This is a genomic window from Nocardiopsis mangrovi (assembly GCF_042653925.1).
In the GTDB taxonomy this organism is placed as follows: Bacteria; Actinomycetota; Actinomycetes; order Streptosporangiales; family Streptosporangiaceae; genus Nocardiopsis_B; species Nocardiopsis_B mangrovi.
Genome location: NZ_JBHSFQ010000004.1, coordinates 48,509 through 64,781 on the forward strand (window position 1 = coordinate 48,509; position 16,273 = coordinate 64,781).

Annotated in this window: 20 protein-coding genes; 10 read left to right on the forward strand and 10 right to left on the reverse strand. The window is 75.1% G+C overall.

Going from position 1 to position 16,273, the window contains the following annotated elements:
* Positions 1–139 precede the first annotated feature (139 nt).
* The 7 genes from hisF to hisD are packed head-to-tail and all read right to left on the reverse strand — an operon-like array spanning position 140 to position 5,666.
* A complete protein-coding gene (hisF, locus tag ACFO4E_RS05960) occupies positions 140–910 on the reverse strand; it encodes an imidazole glycerol phosphate synthase subunit HisF (protein ID WP_378572013.1) in 771 nt (256 codons plus the stop codon).
* The gene (priA, locus tag ACFO4E_RS05965) at positions 907–1,638 is read right to left on the reverse strand and encodes a bifunctional 1-(5-phosphoribosyl)-5-((5-phosphoribosylamino)methylideneamino)imidazole-4-carboxamide isomerase/phosphoribosylanthranilate isomerase PriA (protein ID WP_378572014.1); all 732 of its coding nucleotides are present in this window, start codon (positions 1,636–1,638) and stop codon (positions 907–909) included. Before priA ends, hisF begins: the two co-directional genes overlap by 4 nt.
* A gap of 52 nt (positions 1,639–1,690) precedes the next feature.
* Complete coding sequence (hisH, locus tag ACFO4E_RS05970; protein WP_378572015.1) at positions 1,691–2,326, reverse strand: imidazole glycerol phosphate synthase subunit HisH; 636 nt, start codon at positions 2,324–2,326, stop codon at positions 1,691–1,693.
* A gap of 53 nt (positions 2,327–2,379) precedes the next feature.
* The gene (locus ACFO4E_RS05975) at positions 2,380–2,589 is read right to left on the reverse strand and encodes a hypothetical protein (protein WP_378572016.1); all 210 of its coding nucleotides are present in this window, start codon (positions 2,587–2,589) and stop codon (positions 2,380–2,382) included.
* The gene (gene hisB / locus ACFO4E_RS05980; protein ID WP_378572017.1) at positions 2,589–3,182 is read right to left on the reverse strand and encodes an imidazoleglycerol-phosphate dehydratase HisB; all 594 of its coding nucleotides are present in this window, start codon (positions 3,180–3,182) and stop codon (positions 2,589–2,591) included. Before hisB ends, ACFO4E_RS05975 begins: the two co-directional genes overlap by 1 nt.
* Before the next feature lie 49 nt (positions 3,183–3,231).
* Positions 3,232–4,329 (reverse strand): histidinol-phosphate transaminase, encoded by a 1,098-nt coding sequence (locus ACFO4E_RS05985; RefSeq protein WP_378572018.1) that lies wholly within the window; start codon positions 4,327–4,329, stop codon positions 3,232–3,234.
* On the reverse strand, positions 4,326–5,666 hold the full coding sequence (gene hisD, locus ACFO4E_RS05990; RefSeq protein ID WP_378572019.1) for a histidinol dehydrogenase: 1,341 nt from the start codon (positions 5,664–5,666) through the stop codon (positions 4,326–4,328). The genes ACFO4E_RS05985 and hisD overlap by 4 nt, the downstream gene beginning before the upstream one ends.
* Before the next feature lie 269 nt (positions 5,667–5,935).
* On the opposite strand from hisD, the gene ACFO4E_RS05995 reads away from it, so the two are divergent.
* Genes ACFO4E_RS05995 through ACFO4E_RS06010 form a run of 4 tightly spaced genes read left to right on the forward strand, consistent with a single transcriptional unit; the run spans position 5,936 to position 8,924 of the window.
* The gene (locus tag ACFO4E_RS05995; RefSeq protein WP_378572020.1) at positions 5,936–6,499 is read left to right on the forward strand and encodes a ferritin; all 564 of its coding nucleotides are present in this window, start codon (positions 5,936–5,938) and stop codon (positions 6,497–6,499) included.
* A 59-nt stretch (positions 6,500–6,558) separates the two neighbouring features.
* Entirely contained in the window at positions 6,559–7,236 is a 678-nt protein-coding gene (locus ACFO4E_RS06000) for an LON peptidase substrate-binding domain-containing protein (protein WP_378572021.1), read from the forward strand.
* Between the two features lie 56 nt (positions 7,237–7,292).
* Complete coding sequence (gene ybaK / locus ACFO4E_RS06005; RefSeq protein WP_378572022.1) at positions 7,293–7,790, forward strand: Cys-tRNA(Pro) deacylase; 498 nt, start codon at positions 7,293–7,295, stop codon at positions 7,788–7,790.
* A 42-nt stretch (positions 7,791–7,832) separates the two neighbouring features.
* On the forward strand, positions 7,833–8,924 hold the full coding sequence (locus ACFO4E_RS06010) for a TIGR04222 domain-containing membrane protein (protein WP_378572023.1): 1,092 nt from the start codon (positions 7,833–7,835) through the stop codon (positions 8,922–8,924).
* Between the two features lie 22 nt (positions 8,925–8,946).
* On the opposite strand, the gene ACFO4E_RS06015 is transcribed toward ACFO4E_RS06010, so the two are convergent.
* Complete coding sequence (locus tag ACFO4E_RS06015) at positions 8,947–9,597, reverse strand: hypothetical protein (protein WP_378572024.1); 651 nt, start codon at positions 9,595–9,597, stop codon at positions 8,947–8,949.
* Positions 9,598–9,692: 95 nt separating this feature from the next.
* On the opposite strand from ACFO4E_RS06015, the gene ACFO4E_RS06020 reads away from it, so the two are divergent.
* Positions 9,693–10,217: a DinB family protein gene (locus ACFO4E_RS06020; protein ID WP_378572025.1), complete on the forward strand. Its 525-nt coding sequence runs from the start codon at positions 9,693–9,695 to the stop codon at positions 10,215–10,217.
* Positions 10,218–10,286: 69 nt separating this feature from the next.
* On the opposite strand, the gene ACFO4E_RS06025 is transcribed toward ACFO4E_RS06020, so the two are convergent.
* Entirely contained in the window at positions 10,287–11,153 is an 867-nt protein-coding gene (locus ACFO4E_RS06025; RefSeq protein ID WP_378572265.1) for a PadR family transcriptional regulator, read from the reverse strand.
* A 199-nt stretch (positions 11,154–11,352) separates the two neighbouring features.
* Here ACFO4E_RS06025 and ACFO4E_RS06030 point away from each other — a divergent pair, with 199 nt between their 5' ends.
* From ACFO4E_RS06030 to ligD, 5 genes are all read left to right on the forward strand, one after another.
* A complete protein-coding gene (locus tag ACFO4E_RS06030) occupies positions 11,353–12,396 on the forward strand; it encodes a GNAT family N-acetyltransferase (protein WP_378572026.1) in 1,044 nt (347 codons plus the stop codon).
* Between the two features lie 124 nt (positions 12,397–12,520).
* Complete coding sequence (locus tag ACFO4E_RS06035) at positions 12,521–13,768, forward strand: endonuclease/exonuclease/phosphatase family protein (RefSeq protein WP_378572027.1); 1,248 nt, start codon at positions 12,521–12,523, stop codon at positions 13,766–13,768.
* A gap of 154 nt (positions 13,769–13,922) precedes the next feature.
* A complete protein-coding gene (locus ACFO4E_RS06040) occupies positions 13,923–14,057 on the forward strand; it encodes a hypothetical protein (RefSeq protein ID WP_378572028.1) in 135 nt (44 codons plus the stop codon).
* Positions 14,058–14,161: 104 nt separating this feature from the next.
* Positions 14,162–14,812 (forward strand): DNA polymerase ligase N-terminal domain-containing protein, encoded by a 651-nt coding sequence (locus tag ACFO4E_RS06045; protein WP_378572029.1) that lies wholly within the window; start codon positions 14,162–14,164, stop codon positions 14,810–14,812.
* Between the two features lie 7 nt (positions 14,813–14,819).
* Positions 14,820–15,782, forward strand: a complete 963-nt coding sequence (gene ligD / locus ACFO4E_RS06050) for a non-homologous end-joining DNA ligase (protein WP_378572030.1) — start codon at positions 14,820–14,822, stop codon at positions 15,780–15,782.
* Positions 15,783–15,826: 44 nt separating this feature from the next.
* Here ligD and ACFO4E_RS06055 read toward each other — a convergent pair whose 3' ends face one another.
* Entirely contained in the window at positions 15,827–16,123 is a 297-nt protein-coding gene (locus ACFO4E_RS06055) for a chorismate mutase (protein ID WP_378572031.1), read from the reverse strand.
* Positions 16,124–16,273: the final 150 nt, after the last annotated feature.

The following is a 16,273-nucleotide window of genomic DNA, read 5'->3' on the forward strand; positions in this document are numbered from 1 at the left end:
ACCTACTCCGCGGGGCGGATCGGTCGTAGTTCTTTTCTGTTCAGCAGCCGCTCCCTTCGCACTATTCCACGCGAGGCCGACAACGTGGGCGGAAGCGGGACCGGTGGGGAGGGCGTGTCCGATGGGCAGGCCGAACCGGCTAGCGCACCGCGTGGCCCCGGGCGCGCAGCTCCGCTTTGACATCGCCGATGGTGAAAGCGCCGAAGTGGAAGACCGAGGCGGCCAGGACGGCGTCGGCGCCGGCGTCGACGGCCGGTGCGAAGTCCTCGACCCGCCCGGCGCCGCCGCTGGCGATCAGGGGGATGGCGACGACCGCGCGCACGGCGCGGATGAGTTCGAGGTCGAATCCGGCCTTTGTGCCGTCGGCGTCCATGGAGTTCAGCAGGATCTCGCCCGCTCCCAGCTCGGCGGCTCGCGCGGCCCATTCGACGGCGTCGATCCCAGTGCCGCGGCGCCCGCCGTGCGTGGTGACCTCGAAGCCGCTCGGGGTGGCGGTGCCGCCGGTGGTGCGGCGCACATCGGCGGAGAGGACCAGGACCTGGCTGCCGAACCGGACGGAGATCTCCCGGATCAGCTCGGGGCGGGCGATGGCGGCGGTGTTGACGCCGACCTTGTCGGCGCCGGCGCGCAGCAGCCGGTCGACGTCCTCGGCGGCGCGGACGCCGCCGCCCACGGTCAGCGGGATGAACGCCTGTTCGGCGGTGCGGCGCACGACGTCGTAGGTGGTCTCGCGGTCGCCGCTGGAGGCGGTGACGTCGAGGAACGTGAGCTCGTCGGCGCCCGCGGCATCGTAGCGGGCGGCGAGCTCGACGGGGTCGCCGGCGTCGCGCAGGTTCTGGAAGTTGACCCCCTTGACCACGCGGCCGGCGTCGACGTCGAGGCAGGGGATCACGCGGATGGCCAGGCTCACGCGCCCTTCACCGCCTCCAGCGCGTCCTCAAGGGTGAACGCGCCCTCGTAGAGGGCGGTGCCCATGATGGCCCCTTCGACGCCGATGGGCGCGAGGGTGGCGATGGCGCGCAGGTCGTCGAGGCTGGAGACGCCGCCGCTGGCGACCACCGGCCGGTCGGTGCGCTCGCACACCGTGCGCAGCAGGTCCAGGTTGGGGCCCTTGAGGGTGCCGTCCTTGTTGACGTCGGTCACGACGTAGCGGGCGCAGCCCTCGGCCTCCAAGCGGTCGAGGGTGGTGAAAAGGTCGCCGCCGTCGCGGGTCCAGCCGCGCGCGGCCAGGGTGGTGCCGCGCACGTCCAGGCCGATGGCGATGCGGTCGCCGTGCCGGGCGATGATCTCGGCGCACCACTCGGGGTTCTCCAGCGCGGCGGTGCCGATGTTGACCCGGGTGCAGCCGGTGGCCAGCGCGGCCTCCAGCGACGCGTCGTCGCGGATGCCGCCCGACAGCTCCACGCGCACGTCGAGGCGGCCCACGATGCCGGTCAGCAGCTCCCGGTTGTGGCCCCGACCGAACGCGGCGTCGAGGTCGACCAGGTGGATCCATTCGGCTCCGCTGCGCTGCCAGTTCAGGGCGGCTTCGAGGGGGTCGCCGTAGCGCCCGCCGGATCCGGCCTTGCCCTGGACGAGCTGGACGGCCTGGCCGCCGGCGACGTCGACGGCCGGGAGGAGTTCGAGGGTGGTGGACATGGGAATCGTTGGACCTTCGTTGATGGGGGCCGGACGCCTGCGGGGAGCCCGCTCAGAGGGTCGCGACCCAGTTGGCCAGGACGGTGGCGCCGACGTCGCCGGACTTCTCGGGGTGGAACTGGGTGGCCCACAGCGGCCCGTTCTCCACGGCCGCCACGAACGGGCTGCCGTGGGTGCTCCAGGTGACCAGGGGCGGGGTGATGTAGGGGCTGTCGGGGTCGAGCGTCCAGTCGAGCACGCCGTAGGAGTGCACGAAGTAGAAGCGCTCGCCGGGGGCGATGCCCGCGAACAGCCGGGAGCCGCCGGGGACGTCCACGGTGTTCCAGCCCATGTGCGGGACGATCGGGGCGCGCAGGCGCTCGACGGTGCCCGGCCACTCGCCGCAGCCCTCCGTGGCCACCCCGTGCTCGACGCCGCGTTCGAACAGGACCTGCATGCCGACGCAGATGCCCAGGACGGGCCGGCCGCCGGCGAGCCGCTTGCCGATGACCCGGTCGCCGCCGACCCCGCGCAGCCCGCGCATGCACGCGTCGAAGGCGCCGACTCCGGGGACGATGAGCCCGTCGGCGTCGAGGGCGGCGTGCGGGTCGCCGGTGACGGTGACGTGGGCGCCGGTGCGCTCCACGGCGCGCTGCGCGGAGCGCAGGTTGCCCGAGCCGTAGTCGAGGATGACAACGCGTCGCTGCACGGGGCCGCCTTTCGTGTGGTCGGGGTGCGGGCCGGGTGTCCCGGCGGGCGGGGTCACAAGGGGAGGTAGCCGAGCCGGAGGACGCCCCCGGCGGCGGAGAGCACGGCGCACAGGGCGAGCCCGGCGGCGATGTAGCGGCCGGTCCGCGTGCGGCCACGCTCGGCGCCCTGGTCGGCGGCGCCCGCCCCGGTCCAGAAGGAGTAGGCCCCGCCCGCCAGCAGCCCGCCCAGCGCCAGCAGGAGGATCGCCCCGAGGTGCTCCATCAGAGGGCGCCCTTGGTCGAGGGGACGCCGGTGACGCGGGGGTCGCGCTCGCACGCGAACCGCAGCGCCCGCGCGAACGCCTTGAACTGGCATTCGACGATGTGGTGGGCGTTGCGGCCGTAGGGCACGCGGACGTGCAGCGCCACGCGCGCCTGGGCGACGAACGACTCGAAGATGTGGCGGGTCATGGTGGTGTCGTAGTCGCGGCCGATGACCGGCGCCATGCCCTCGGGTTCGCTGTGCACGAGGTAGGGGCGGCCGGAGACGTCGACGGTGACCTCGGCGAGCGCTTCGTCGAGGGGCACCTTGGCGTCGGCGAACCGGCGGATGCCGGCCTTGTCGCCCAGCGCCTCCCGGAAGGCCGCCCCCAGGGCGAGGGCGGTGTCCTCCATGGTGTGGTGGGCGTCGATGTGCAGGTCGCCCTCGGTGCGCACGGTGAGGTCGAACAGCCCGTGCTTGGCGAGCTGGTCGAGCATGTGGTCGTAGAAGCCCACGCCGGTGGCGATGTCGGCGGTGCCGGTGCCGTCGAGGTCGATCTCGACGGTGACCTTGGTCTCCTTGGTGGTGCGTTCGACGCGGCCGGTGCGGCTCATGGGTCTGCGGTTCTCCTGGTGGTGTGGCGGTGTGGGCGGTGGCTCGGGCTCAGGGTTCCCCGCCGCCGGCCGTGACCCGGGTCAGCGCGGCGCGGAAGGCCGCCATCTCCTCGGGGGTGCCGACGGTGACGCGCAGCCACCCGGGCGGGCCGACCTCGCGGATGAGCACGCCGTGGTCGAGCAGCCCCCTCCAGGTGGCGGAGCGGTCGGCGAACTCGCCGAAGAGGACGAAGTTGGCGTCGGAGTCGGCGACCGTGTGGCCGCGGCCGCGCAGCCAGGCGACGAGGGAGTCGCGCTCCTCGCGCAGGTGCTTGACGGCGCCGAGGAGTTCGTCGGTGAAGTCCAGGGCGGTCGCGGCGACGGCCTGGGTCACCGCCGACAGGTGGTAGGGCAGCCGGACCAGCTGGAGGGCGTCGACCACGGCGGGGTGCGCGGCGAGGTAGCCCACGCGGGCGCCGGCCAGGGCGAATGCCTTGGACATGGTGCGGGTGACGATCAGCCGCGGGTGGTCGGGCAGCAGCGAGAGGGCGCTGGGCGTGCCCTCGCGGCGGAATTCGGCGTAGGCCTCGTCGACGACGACCATGCCGGGCGCGGCGGCGGCGACGCGCTCGACGACCGCCGGCGGAAGGGCGGTTCCGGTGGGGTTGTTGGGCGAGGTCAGGAAGACGATGTCGGGCTGTTCGCGGGTGATGGCGTCGACGGCGGCGTCGGCGTCGATGCCGAAGCCGGCGCCGCGCTGCCGGGGGCTCCAGCCGGTGCCGGTGACGCCCGCGATGATGGGGTGCATGGAGTAGGACGGCTCGAAGCCCATGGCGGTGCGGCCGGGTCCGCCGAACGCCTGGAGGATCTGCTGGAGGACCTCGTTGGAGCCGTTGGCCGCCCAGACGTCGCGCATGCCGAGGCCGTGGCCGAGGTAGGCGGCGAGGCCCTCGCGCAGCCGGGTGGCGTCGCGGTCGGGGTAGCGGTTGAGCCCGGCGGCGGTGGCGGCGACCGCGCGGGACAGCGCCTCGGCCAGCCGCTCGGAGGGCGGGTAGGGGTTCTCGTTGGTGTTGAGCGCCACCGGGACGTCGAGCTGCGGTGCGCCGTAGGGGCTGCGGCCGCGCAGGTCGTCGCGGATCGGCAGGTCGTCGATGCGGATCTCGCTCACGGGTTCCCCCCTGCGGCGGCGGAGTGGGCGGCGACGGCCGCGCCGGTGCCGGCCATGCGGGCGGTGACGGCCTCGCCGTGCGCGGGCAGGTCCTCGGCCTCGGCGAGGGCGACGACGCGGTCGGCGACCTCGGCGAGGGCGCGGCGGTCGTAGTCGATGACGTGGATGCCCCGCAGGAAGGTCTGCACGCTCAGCCCGGAGGAGTGCAGGGCGCTGCCGCCGGTGGGCAGGACGTGGTTGGAGCCCGCGCAGTAGTCGCCGAGGGAGACCGGCGAGTAGGCGCCGACGAAGACCGCGCCGGCGTTGCGCACGCGGGCGGCCACGGCGGCGGGGTCGGCGGTCATGACCTCCAGGTGCTCGGCGGCGTAGGCGTCGACCACGGCGAGGCCGTGGTCGAGGTCGTCGACGAGCACGATGGCCGACTGGCGCCCGCCCAGGGCCTCGGTGACGCGGTCGCGGTGGCGGGTGGCGGCGACGCGGGCGGCGAGTTCGGATTCGACCCGGCCGGCGAGCTCGGCGGAGGGGGTGACCAGGACGGAGGCGGCGACGACGTCGTGCTCGGCCTGGCTGATGAGGTCGGCGGCGACGTAGCCGGGGTCGGCGGTGTCGTCGGCGAGGACGGCGATCTCGGTGGGGCCGGCCTCGGCGTCGATGCCGATGACCCCCTTGAGCAGCCGCTTGGCCGCGGCCACCCAGATGTTGCCGGGGCCGGTGACCATGTCGGCGCGCGCGCACTCGGCGGTGCCGTAGGCGAACATGGCGACGGCCTGGGCGCCGCCGACGGCGTGCACCTCGTCGACGCCGAGCAGCGCGCACGCGGCGAGGACGGTGGGGTGCGGCAGGCCGCCGAACTCGGCCTGGGGCGGGGAGGCGACGGCCAGCGAGGCGACCCCGGCCTCCTGGGCGGGGACGACGTTCATGACGACGCTGGAGGGGTAGACGGCGCGCCCGCCGGGCGCGTAGAGGCCGACGCGGCCGACGGGCACCCAGCGCTCGGTGACGGTGCCGCCGGGGACGACCTGGGTGGTGGTGTCGGAGCGGCGCTGGGCGGCGTGGACCAGGCGGGCGCGGCGGATGGACTCCTCCAGGGCCGCGCGCACGTCGGGGTCGAGCCCGGCCAGGGCGGCGTCGATGTCCTCCCGGGGGACTCTGAGGGCGGCGGGGCGGACGCCGTCGAAGCGCTCGGCCAGCTCGACCAGTGCCGCGGAGCCGCGATGGCGGACGTCCTCGCAGATCGGCCGGACCTTGTCGAGCGCCGCCTCGATGTCCAGCTCGGGGCGCGGGAGCAGGTCGCGCGGGTCGCCTGGGTTTCCTCGGAGATCGATTCGGGAGATCACGGGCCCATTCTAGGGGTCCTGGGGCACGTCAGACCCGGTGGCGGCCGCGGTCGCCGCCCATCGCGGCCGCCGGCCGGGGGCCGCCCGGGGCGCCGGGCCGGGCGCGGTGGGCACGGTCCACGTAAAAACGTCGACATAAATCCTCCCAATAAGCCCCGCCTAACTTTGGGACACCTAACCTAATAATGCTTCGAAAAGGCTTGCCTTGGTGTTCGGCATTACCTTTTCATTCATCGACCTGGCCATTGTCGTGAGTTATCGTGGGAGGCATGAACGCGCCAACGAGAACCCCCGAGCACGGGCTGTCGAAGTTCCACCGCCTCCTGTTGGAGCAGGTCGGACACGAGTTCACAGCGTCACACCAGTACTTCGCCCTGGCGGCGTGGTTCGACGACCGCGATCTCCAGCAGCTCTCGCGCGTCTTCTACCGGCAATCGCTGGAGGAGCGCGACCACGCCACCATGATGGTGCGCTACCTCATCGACAATGAGGTCGCGCCGAACATTCCGGGCATCGGCGAAATCCAGACGGAGTTCAGCGAGCCGCGCGAGCTCGTGGCCCTGGCGCTGCGCCAGGAGCGCCAGGTGACCGAGCAGATCCAGCTGCTGGCGCGCGTGGCCCGTGAGGAGCACGACTACACCGGCGAGCAGTTCCTCAACTGGTTCCTCCAGGAGCAGGTCGAGGAGGTCGCGACCATGACGACCCTCCTCAACATCGTCGAGCGCGGCGCGGGCGACCTCTTCGACATCGAGACCTGGGTCGCACGCGAGATGCCCGACGTGGCGGGCGGTCCCGGACCGGCCCACGACACCGCGGGCCCCTCCGTCTCCTGACCGCCGGGGGCGGCGCGGCCCCGCGCCGCCCCGGCCGCGGGGTTGGGCATACTTGGGGGATGCCCAACCGGCTACCGCTGTTTCCGCTGGGGAGCGTCCTGTTCCCCGGCCGAACGCTGCCGCTGCACGTGTTCGAGACCCGATACCGCCGTCTCATCACCGAGCTGCTGGACCTGCCCGCCGAGGACGCGCGCTCCTTCGGGATCGTGGGCATCGAGCTGGGCCACGAGGTGGGCTCCGGCTCCGCGCACCAGCTCGCCGCGGTCGGCTGTATCGCCGAGATCCGCACGGTGCGCGGCCACCGCGACGGCCGCTTCGACCTCATGGTCGAGGGCGGTTCGCGGTTCCGGGTCGAGGAGGTCTGGCCCGCCGACGACGACCACCCCTACCCGCGCGCCGACACCACGCCCATCCCCGATGCCGAGGGGCTGGACGCCGACCGGCACGCCGAGCACGTGGGCCGGCTGTTCGGCGTCTACTGCGAGCGGCTGAAGCGGGTCGGCGTGCCCACCGATCCGCCCTCCGAGCTGCCGACGGGCCCGCTGCCGTTGTCCTACGCGGTCTCCGCTGCGATGATCGTCGATCAGCGGGACAAGCAGCGGCTGCTGGAAGCCGACCACGCCGCCGCGCGCCTGGAGATGGCCGCCGGGCTGCTGCGCCAGGAGAACCGCGTGCTGGGCTCGCTGCCGATGCTGCCCGCCGGGCAGTTCATGAGCCGGTCGGTCAGCCTCAACTGAGCGCGGCGCGCCGGCCGCCGCCCGGCGCACGCCGGGGTCCACACGAGGAGTCGCAGGTGAGCGGAAAGGGCACTCCGGCCACGGTCGCGGCCGGGCGCGCGAAGATCGGGTTCACCCTGCACCCCTATGAGGCGTCGGGCGGCGGGGCCTCCTACGGCGAGGAGGCCGCCGACGCGCTGGGCGTGGAGCGCGGCCGGGTGTTCAAGACGCTGGTCGCCGAGGTCGACGGCGCCCTCACCGTCGGGGTGGTCCCCGTGGGCGCGAGCCTGGACCTCAAGGCGCTGGCCGCCGCCGCGGGCGGGAAGAAGGCCGCGATGGCCGACCCCAAGGCGGCCGAACGGACCACCGGCTACGTCCGCGGCGGGATCAGCCCCCTGGGCCAGCGCAAGCGGCTGCCCACCGTCATCGACGCGTCGGTCGCCGCGTACGCGACCGTCTACGTCTCGGCCGGCCGGCGGGGGCTGCAGATGGAGCTCGCCCCCGCCGACCTCATCCGGCTCACCGGCGCCGCCACCGGCCCCATCGCCACCGCCGCCCGCGCTGACCCGGTGTAGCCGGACGATCGCCCCTTGTCGGCACGCCCCTGTGGATCTACCGTGGGGGGACGCCGCGGCGGACGGCTGCGCGAGGGAGGCACGATGGTCGGGGCGGCCGTACTCGGCTTGACGCTGTGCTATGCCGCCATCGCCTGCTGCTACGCGGTCACTCGCCTCTGCCACACCCGCGTGCGCGCGAGCGGGCCCCTGCGCCCGCCCGTGGGCCCGTCGGAGCTGAGCCCCTTCGAGCTGGGGATGCTCGCCGGAGGCGCCCAGCGGCTGGGCGAGGTCGCCCTGGCCGAGCTGTACCTGACCGGCCGCGCCGTCGCCCACGGGCACGGCGCGGTGGCCCGCCCCCGGCACGCCGAGAACGGCCCGGCCCCCCGGCCGCTGTCCCCCGCCCCCTTCACGCGGCTGCTCGACGCCCGCCTGCCCGGCGACCGCACGGTGCCGGCGGACCAGCTGGTGGGCGCCGCGGCGAAGGGCGACCCCGCGGTGGCCCTGCTCTGGCGGCTGCGCCGGCTCGGGCTGCTCTTCCCGCCCGACCGGGGGCGGCGGACGCGGGCGCTCCGGCGCACCGCCTGGCTCCTCCAGGCGCTCATCGGCGCGGCCGGCGTCGTGGTGGGCGGGTGCGCCCTGGTCTCGGCGGTCCTGCCGCCCGGCGGGTGGTCCGGCCTGCGGCCGGTGCTCTTCGGGCTACTGCTGCTCGCCTACCCCTTCCTGCTGCACCTCACCGACCGGTGCGTCGGCGGCATGCCCGGCGCGGTGCTCGCCGCCACGGCCGCGACGGCCGCCGCGGCGCCGGCGAGCGCGACGCGGACGGAGCTGCTGTGCGCGCTGGGCCTGTTCGGGGGGTGGTTCGCGCTGTTCGGCTGCTACCGGCTGACCGGGGGCGGGCTGGGGCCGCGCACGCTGGCGGGCGATGCCGTGCTGGCCGAGGCCCGTACGGGCTCCCCCGGGTCCGACCCGGTCGACGCCGCTCTGCGGGCCACGGCCCTCATCGGATTCCGCTCCCTGCGCAGGCGCCCCCGCGGGCCGCGGCCGTCGCCGGACGGCGGGCCGCGCGAGGTCCGCCTCGTGCGGTCCTTCGCCGCCGCCTGCGGGCGGTCGGTGGGCGGCCCGGGCTCCGGCCGGGGCGGGGCTCAGCCGTGACGCGGGCGGCGGGGGCCGGGTGTCAGGCCGACGGGTCGCCGGTGGGGCCGGGGCCGGGGCCGTCGCCGGGGGCTCCGGGGCCGCCCGCTTCCGGGGACGCGGCCCAGGACTCCGCCTGCGCGCGCTGGACCGGGAGGTCGCGGCGCCACAGGCTGACGGCGTCGAACAGGCCGTACTGGAGTACGGCGACGAAGGGCCAGGCCACGAGCGCGCTCAGCGCCTCGAGCCGGAGGCCGGAGCGGACGAGGTCGCCCGGGGCGGCCTGGTCGAGGGCGCGGCCGAATTCGGCGGCGTCGAGCAGGACCCCCAGCCGCCAGGCGATCACCGAGCCCGCGAGGGCGCCGGCCGCGGTCGCGAGCAGGCAGGTCAGCCGCAGGTCGGTGCGGTCGCGCACGGCGAGCCGGTACTGCACCAGGTAGGCGCAGTAGCCCGTGGCGATCCCGGCGGCCATCATGATCAGCGCGTAGGAGCCGTCCATGGCGAACACCGACTCCGACACCGGATAGGGCACGGAGTCGCCGCCGCCGGTCGCGGTGACCTCGGGACGGGGGGCGACCAGCCACCAGAGCAGGCCCAGCGGAGCGCCCAGCGCCGCGATCCCCGCCGCGACCGCGGCGCCGGCGGCCGTCCGTCCGCGCACCCCCGGGCGGGGTGCGTCGCCTCTTCCGGTCACTGCGGTCCCCGTTCCCTTTTCCCTGTGCCCGCCGAACGCGGTCCCACCGGCGAAAACCGGTGGTGCGCGTCCTGGCGGCCGCCGACAATGGCCCGATGACGAACACGACGAACGCCTGGCACCGTGTCGACCCGCCGCTCTCCGCCGACGAGCGCACGATGCTCACCTCGTGGCTGGACTGGCAGCGGGCGACGGTCCGGGAGAAGTGCGCCGGCCTGGCCGACGAGCACGCCGCGGCGGCGCCCCTTGCGTCGTCACCGCTGACCTCGATCGGCGGGATCGTCTCGCACCTGCGCTGGATCGAGCACTTCTGGTTCGAGGTGCGCCTCCTCGGCCTGCCCGATCAAGGACCCTATACCCCCGACGACAGAGACGCCGAATGGCGTCTGGGCGCCCGCACGCCGCTCGGTGTGCTGCTGGGCGCGTACGAGGAGCAGTGCGCGCGATCGCGCGAGATCACGGCGCGGTCGGAGCTGGGCGGCGCGGCCCGCAACTCCGGATCCGACGGCCGGCCGGTGACGCTGCGGTGGGTGCTGGTGCACATGATCGAGGAGACCGCGCGCCACAACGGGCACCTGGACATCCTGCGCGAACTGGCGGACGGCACCGTCGGGCAGTGACGGTCCGGCCGCGGGACGGGGACCGCGCCCCCGCGGCCGCCCCCGCCCCGCCGGCGCCCGGAGGGGGTGTCAGGCGCCGTCGCCCGCACCGGCGGGACCGTCCGCGCCCTCTGCGCGCTCGTCCTCGGCCAGGATGCGGTAGAGGCCCCGCTTGGTCTCGGCCAGCAGCCGCTTGGCCTGGTCGAGCTGGTCGTCGGTGCCCGCCTGGGCGACCTGCGCGGCCGCGGCGGAGAGCTGGTAGGCCAGGGCGCCGATCTCGGCGTAGCGCGCCTGGGAGTCCTCGTACTCCTCGGCGACGCTCTCCCAGGGGGCCGTGAGGTCGGCCGCGTTCTGCTCGACGTAGCCGTGGCCCTCCTCGGTCAGCTCGAAGGGCCTGCGGCGCCCGCTTCCGGCGTTCTCGGCCGGCCGGACGAGGCCTTCGTCCTCCAACTGCTGGAGCATGGGGTAGACCGATCCGGGGCTGGGCCGCCAGGCGCCGTTGCTGCGCTCCTTGCCTTCGCGGATGATCTCGTAGCCGCTGCGCGGCTCCTCGGCCAGCAGCAGCAGGATACCCGTGCGCACGTCGCCGCGCCGGGCGCGGGGGCCGCCGCCCCGCCGGTGCCGGGGCCCGCCGCCGAAGGGGCCGAACGGCCCGCCCGGCCCGAAGGGCGCCCCGCCGCCCCAGTGCGGCGGCCGGGGCGGCTGAGGGGGGTGCGGCGGGTGGTAGCCGGCGTGGTGGTGGCCGGGGCCGCCCATGGCGTTCCACGGCCCCCAGGGGCCGCCGGCGGCGGCCCAGGCGCGGCGCGCGGCACGGCGCGCCTCACGGCGGCCGCGGGACGGTGCGCCGTTGTCGTCCTCGGGGGCGGGTGCGTCCCACCCCCCGGCTCCCCGATTCCGGGGCCCCTGGCCATCAGGGCGTCCGCCGCCCCAGGACCAGGGCATCGACATCGCGGTCATGGTGTCCTCCTGATCTCCTCGATCCTTGGCGATCGATTGACGATACATAATCTCTTATCGAGATAGCTCGACGATATATCGTTAACAAAATCGAGTCAAGGACGCGGGAACCGGGGGCGCCGGCGGAAAACCTGTTGCCGCGGCGCGACGCGATGGTCCATAACAAGAGGCACCCGCACGAGCACCTGGGGAGACGACGATGACGGTGACGGTGCCCGAGATCCGGCAGATCGATCCGGCGGACGAGGCCGCCCTGCGCGATTGGTACGCCGCGATGCGCGAAGGAGCCCTCGCGGGCCGCCCCGCCCCCCTGGTCGACGCCTTCGAGGAGATCCTGGCGCAGCTGCGGGAGGCCGACGACGAATACGACAAGCGCGCCTACGCGGCCGTCGACAACGGCGGTGTCGTCGGAACGCTCTGGATGAGCCTGCCCCTGCACGGCAACGTGCACACCGCGAGCCTCGACATCAACGTCCGCCCCGGCCTGCGGGGGCGCGGCCACGGCTCCGCCCTGCTCGCCCACGCCTACGCGGTGGCCGCCCGCAATGGGCGCAGGACGGTCTCCGCCGAGGTCGGTGTGGCGCCGGGCGCACCCCACGAGACCAGCCCGGGCGCGCGGTTCGCCCTGCGCAACGGATTCACCAGCGCGCTGTGCGAGAAGCACTCGGTCCTCGACCTGCCGCCCTCCCCCGACGCGCTGGCGGCGATCGGCGCCGGCGGGATCCTGGCCGCCGCCGGGCTGACCACCGTCTCCTGGGTCGGCCGGTGCCCCGATGAGCACGTCGACGCCTACGCGCGCATGCGCGGCATCATGGAGACCGACGTCCCCTGGGGCGACCTCGACCAGTCGCCCACCCCGTGGCCCCCGGAACGCGTGCGCGCCGGCGAGCGCCGCGAGGAGGCGCGGGGGATGACGCTCATCACCACCGCGGCCCTCACCTCCGACGGCGCCCCCGCCGGCTACACGCAGCTGGAGGTCCCCGCCCACGTGCCGGGGGTGGCCTACCAGAACGACACGCTGGTCCTGGCCGAGCACCGCGGGCGCAGGCTGAGCGCCGCCCTCAAGGTCCGCAACCTGGAGCTGCTCGACCGCGCCGCCACCGGCCGGAGCCGGGTGCACACCTGGAACGCCGAGGTGAACGGGCCCATGCTGGCGGTCAACACGGCGCTGGGGTTCCGCACGGTGGAGATGAGCCACGAGTTCCAGCGCATCGGCCTGCCCGCGGCGGCCGCCGGCGCCTGATCCGGGCGCCGGGCCGCACCGGCCGGTACACGATGTTCACCCCGCGGCCTCCCGCTCCGCGGCCCGGAACGGCACCCTTGGTGGGGTCCGCCCGTTGCGGACCCGGATCGAGGAAAGGCCCCCCATGCGACTGCGCCCACCGCCCGCTGCATTCCGCGTCCTTGCGACGGCCCTGCTCGCCGCCTCGGCGGCGGCCGTCCCCGCGCCGGCCGCCGCCGACCCCGCGCAGGAGGGCGGCGGCCCGCAGGTGCGCTTCGCGACCTTCAACGCCGCGCTGAACCGGCCGGACGAGGGCGGGCTGGTCGAGGACCTGTCCACGCCCGATGACGCGCAGGCGCGCGCCGTCGCCGAGGTCGTCCAGCGCACCCGCCCCGACGTGCTGCTGATGAACGAGTTCGACCACGACGCGCGGGGCCGGGCGGCGCGCCTGTTCCAGGACGACTACCTGTCCGAGGGGCAGAACGGCGCCGATCCGATCGCCTACCCGCACCGCTACAGCGCCCCCGTGAACACGGGGGTCGCCTCGGGCATGGACCTGGACAACAACGGGTCCGCGGTGACGGAGCCGGGCGCGCCGGGCTACGCCGAGGACGCGTTCGGCTTCGGCGCGTTCCCGGGGCAGTACGGGATGGTCGTCTACTCCATGTACCCCATCGACACCGACGCCGTGCGCACGTTCCAGACGTTCCGCTGGGCGGACATGCCCGGCGCGCTGCTGCCGACCGACCCGGCCACCGGTGAGGGCTTCTACTCCGACGACGAGCTGGAGACGCTGCGGCTGTCGTCGAAGAGCCACTGGGACGTCCCGGTGCGCACCGGCCGGGGCCGGACGGTGCACCTGCTCGCCGCCCACCCCACCCCGCCGAGCTTCGACGGCCCCGAGCGGCGCAACGTGCTGCGCAACCACGACGAGATCCGCTTCTGGGCCGACTATGTGGACCCGCGCAGGGGCGGCTACATCTACGACGACGCGGGAACGCGCGGCGGGCTGCGCCCCGGCGCGGCGTTCGTGGTGGCGGGGGACCTCAACGCCGACCCCGAGGACGGCGACGGCCACCCCGGGGCCGTCGCGCAGCTGCTCGGGTCGGGGCGGGTCGACGGCACGGTGCGCCCCGGCAGCGAGGGCGGGCCCGAGGCGGCCCGGCTCCAGGGCGGCGCCAACGACGGCCACACGGGCGACCCGGCGTTCGACACCGCCGACTTCGGCGACGACCCCGCCCCCGGGAACCTGCGCGTGGACTATGTGCTGCCCGCGCGCGGCCTCCCGGTACGCGGGACCGGGGTGTACTGGCCGACGGAGTCGGAGCCGGAGGCTCCGGCGGCCGCCGCGGCCTCCGACCACCGCCTCGTCTGGCTCGACGTGCGCGCCTGACCGCGCCCCGCCGCGGTGCGCCCCGGCCCCCTCCTGGGCGCACCTTGGGGAATTCATCGAACAAGCGTACGAATACCACCCCATGAGGTCGGGTACGGAGTGATATGTCCGGACACAGCGCGTGCCGGGCGGTCGTCGGCGATGAGGGGGAGAGATGGTGCGTCGGGGTGATACGCCGCGGTGGGAGCGGCGCGGTGACTGGTTCCGGCTCTCGATGGCGCTCGTGCGGACCGGGCTGGCGGTCCTGCGCTTCGCCCTGTGGTGGTCCCGGCACGACGGCCCCGCCTGACCGCCGCACGGACGCCGTGCGCGGGGCCGGCGGCGCGACGTGTGTGCCGCGCGGTCGCGGGTAGCCGCCGCAGGGACGGCGCAACAGCGGCGGCAGGGGGTGCCATGGGCGCGCAGGACCGGGGCGGGCTGTCGGACTACGACCGCAGGCGCGACTTCGCGCGCACGCGCGAACCGCGCGGGTCGGCGGAGCGCCCGGACGGCGCCGCCGGCCGGCCGGTCTTCGTCATCCAGCACCACGTGGCCCGCCGCGACCACTACGACCTGCGCCTTGAGGTCGACGGTGTGCTGCGGTCCTGGGCCGTGCCCAAGGGCCCCTCGACGGATCCCCGGGAGAAGCGGCTCGCGGTGCCCACCGAGGACCACCCCCTCGACTACGCGGCCTTCGAGGGCAGCATCCCGGCCGGCGAGTACGGCGGCGGGACGGTCCTGGTGTGGGACACCGGGACCTACACCAACACCACGCACAAGCGCGACCGCGAGCTGAGCATGGCCGAGGGGCTGGAGCACGGGCACGTGTCGTTCCGGCTCGACGGCGAGAAGCTGAGCGGCGGCTACGCGCTGAGCCGCTTCCGCACCGGCGCCGACGAGGCGTGGCTGCTGGTCAAGGAGAGGGACGCCGAGGCCGACGCCCGCCGGCGCCCGACGACCAGCAGCCCGGAGTCGGTCCGCACCGGCCGCCGCCTCCAGCAGGTCGCCGACGACGAGGGGCGCACCCTCACCGGCCGCGACCTGGGCGGTCGGGACGCGTCCTGACGCCGCGGTGGGCAAGGCGGTCGAGGACTTCGCAGCGGGCCGGCGCCGGGTGGGCATCGGGCGGCCCGGCAAGGAGCTGTTCGGCGCCGGCGGGGTCACCAAGCGGGAACTGGCGGAGCACTACCGCCGGGTGGCGCCCGTGATGCTCCCCCACGTGCGGGGGCGCCCGCTGGCGCTGCACCGCTTCCCCGACGGCATCGATCCCGGCGCCTCCGGCACGCCCGGCTTCTTCCAGAAGAACCTGCCGGAGTACACGCCGGAGTGGGTGCGCGGGGTGCGGGTCGAGCGCATGCACGGCGACCCGATCACGATGCCGGTCTGCGACGACACCGCGACCCTGCTGTGGCTGGCCGACCAGGCGGCGATCACCCTGCACCCCTGGACCACCCGGGCCGCCGCCCTGCGCCGGCCCGACCGGATGGTCATCGACCTCGACCCGCCGGGCCGCGACTTCGCCGCCGCCCGGCGCGCCGCCCGCGACGTCCGCGAGGTGCTGGCGGAGGTGGCGCTGGCCGGCTACGTCATGACCACGGGATCGCGGGGCCTGCACGTCGTGGTGCCCCTGCGCCCGGAGGAGGACATCGACGCCGTCCGCGACCTCGCCCGCGGCATCGCCGACACCGCCGCCCGGCGCCATCCCGATCGCCTCACCACGGAGGTGCGCAAGAACCGGCGCGGCGGGCGGCTCTTCCTCGACACCATGCGCAACTCCTACGCCCAGCACTCGGTCGCCCCCTATGCCGTGCGCGCACTGCCGGGAGCTCCGGTGGCCACCCCGCTGTCGTGGAGCGAACTGGAGCGGGCCGGGTCGGCTCAGGTGTGGGCCGTGCGCAGCCTGCCCCGGCGCCTGGCGGAGCTGGCGGACCGCGGCGACCCCTGGCACGCCCTCGGGCGCCACGCGCGGTCGCCGCGGCGGGCCGGTGAACGGCTCGCCCGGCTCGCCGGCGCCGGGGGCGCCGGGCGCGGGTGACCGCCGTGCCGCCCCGTTCCCGGCAGCCGGGGGGCGGTCCGGGATCACCGGTCGGCGAGCGGCGCCCGCGCCTCCTCCTCGGCCGCTTCGAGACCCGCCTCGATGACGGCGGACATGATGCGGGCCAGCCGGGGCGCGCCCAGGCGGGGCGCGCGGTGCGCCATGGCGGCGACGAGCGCGCGCTCGCGCCCGGGGTCGCGGCCGACGAAGCCGCCCACCGGCTTGTGCCGCTGGATTTCGGCCGCCAGCAGCGCGCGCTCCTCCAGTAGCCCGGCGAGCTCGGCGTCCACGCGGTCGATGCGGGATCGGAGGTCGGTGACCGTGTCGGTGGCCGGGGCCATGTGCTGCTCCTTCGTCGCGGGGGCGGCCGGCGCGCCGCTGAACGGGAGGCGGGCCGGCCGCGGGAAAAGAAAAAGAGCGGAAGGCCGTGGCCTTCGCGCTCTGGTGCCGACGTACGTCCCGTTGCCGCCTAGGTGCCGGAGGCCGACGCG

Bases quoted from the DNA above. Each gene is read 5' to 3' on its own strand.
- ACFO4E_RS06030 (WP_378572026.1), top strand. From the start codon at position 11,353: ATGACGGTGACGGTGCCCGAGATCCGGCAGATCGATCCGGCGGACGAG.
- priA (WP_378572014.1), bottom strand. From the start codon at position 1,638: ATGTCCACCACCCTCGAACTCCTCCCGGCCGTCGACGTCGCCGGCGGC.
- ACFO4E_RS06000 (WP_378572021.1), top strand. From the start codon at position 6,559: ATGCCCAACCGGCTACCGCTGTTTCCGCTGGGGAGCGTCCTGTTCCCC.
- ACFO4E_RS05995 (WP_378572020.1), top strand. From the start codon at position 5,936: ATGAACGCGCCAACGAGAACCCCCGAGCACGGGCTGTCGAAGTTCCAC.
- ACFO4E_RS05975 (WP_378572016.1), bottom strand. From the start codon at position 2,589: ATGGAGCACCTCGGGGCGATCCTCCTGCTGGCGCTGGGCGGGCTGCTG.
- ACFO4E_RS06045 (WP_378572029.1), top strand. From the start codon at position 14,162: ATGGGCGCGCAGGACCGGGGCGGGCTGTCGGACTACGACCGCAGGCGC.
- ACFO4E_RS06055 (WP_378572031.1), bottom strand. From the start codon at position 16,123: ATGGCCCCGGCCACCGACACGGTCACCGACCTCCGATCCCGCATCGAC.
- ACFO4E_RS06040 (WP_378572028.1), top strand. From the start codon at position 13,923: ATGGTGCGTCGGGGTGATACGCCGCGGTGGGAGCGGCGCGGTGACTGG.
- ACFO4E_RS06020 (WP_378572025.1), top strand. From the start codon at position 9,693: ATGACGAACACGACGAACGCCTGGCACCGTGTCGACCCGCCGCTCTCC.
- hisB (WP_378572017.1), bottom strand. From the start codon at position 3,182: ATGAGCCGCACCGGCCGCGTCGAACGCACCACCAAGGAGACCAAGGTC.
- ACFO4E_RS06035 (WP_378572027.1), top strand. From the start codon at position 12,521: ATGCGACTGCGCCCACCGCCCGCTGCATTCCGCGTCCTTGCGACGGCC.
- ACFO4E_RS06025 (WP_378572265.1), bottom strand. From the start codon at position 11,153: ATGACCGCGATGTCGATGCCCTGGTCCTGGGGCGGCGGACGCCCTGAT.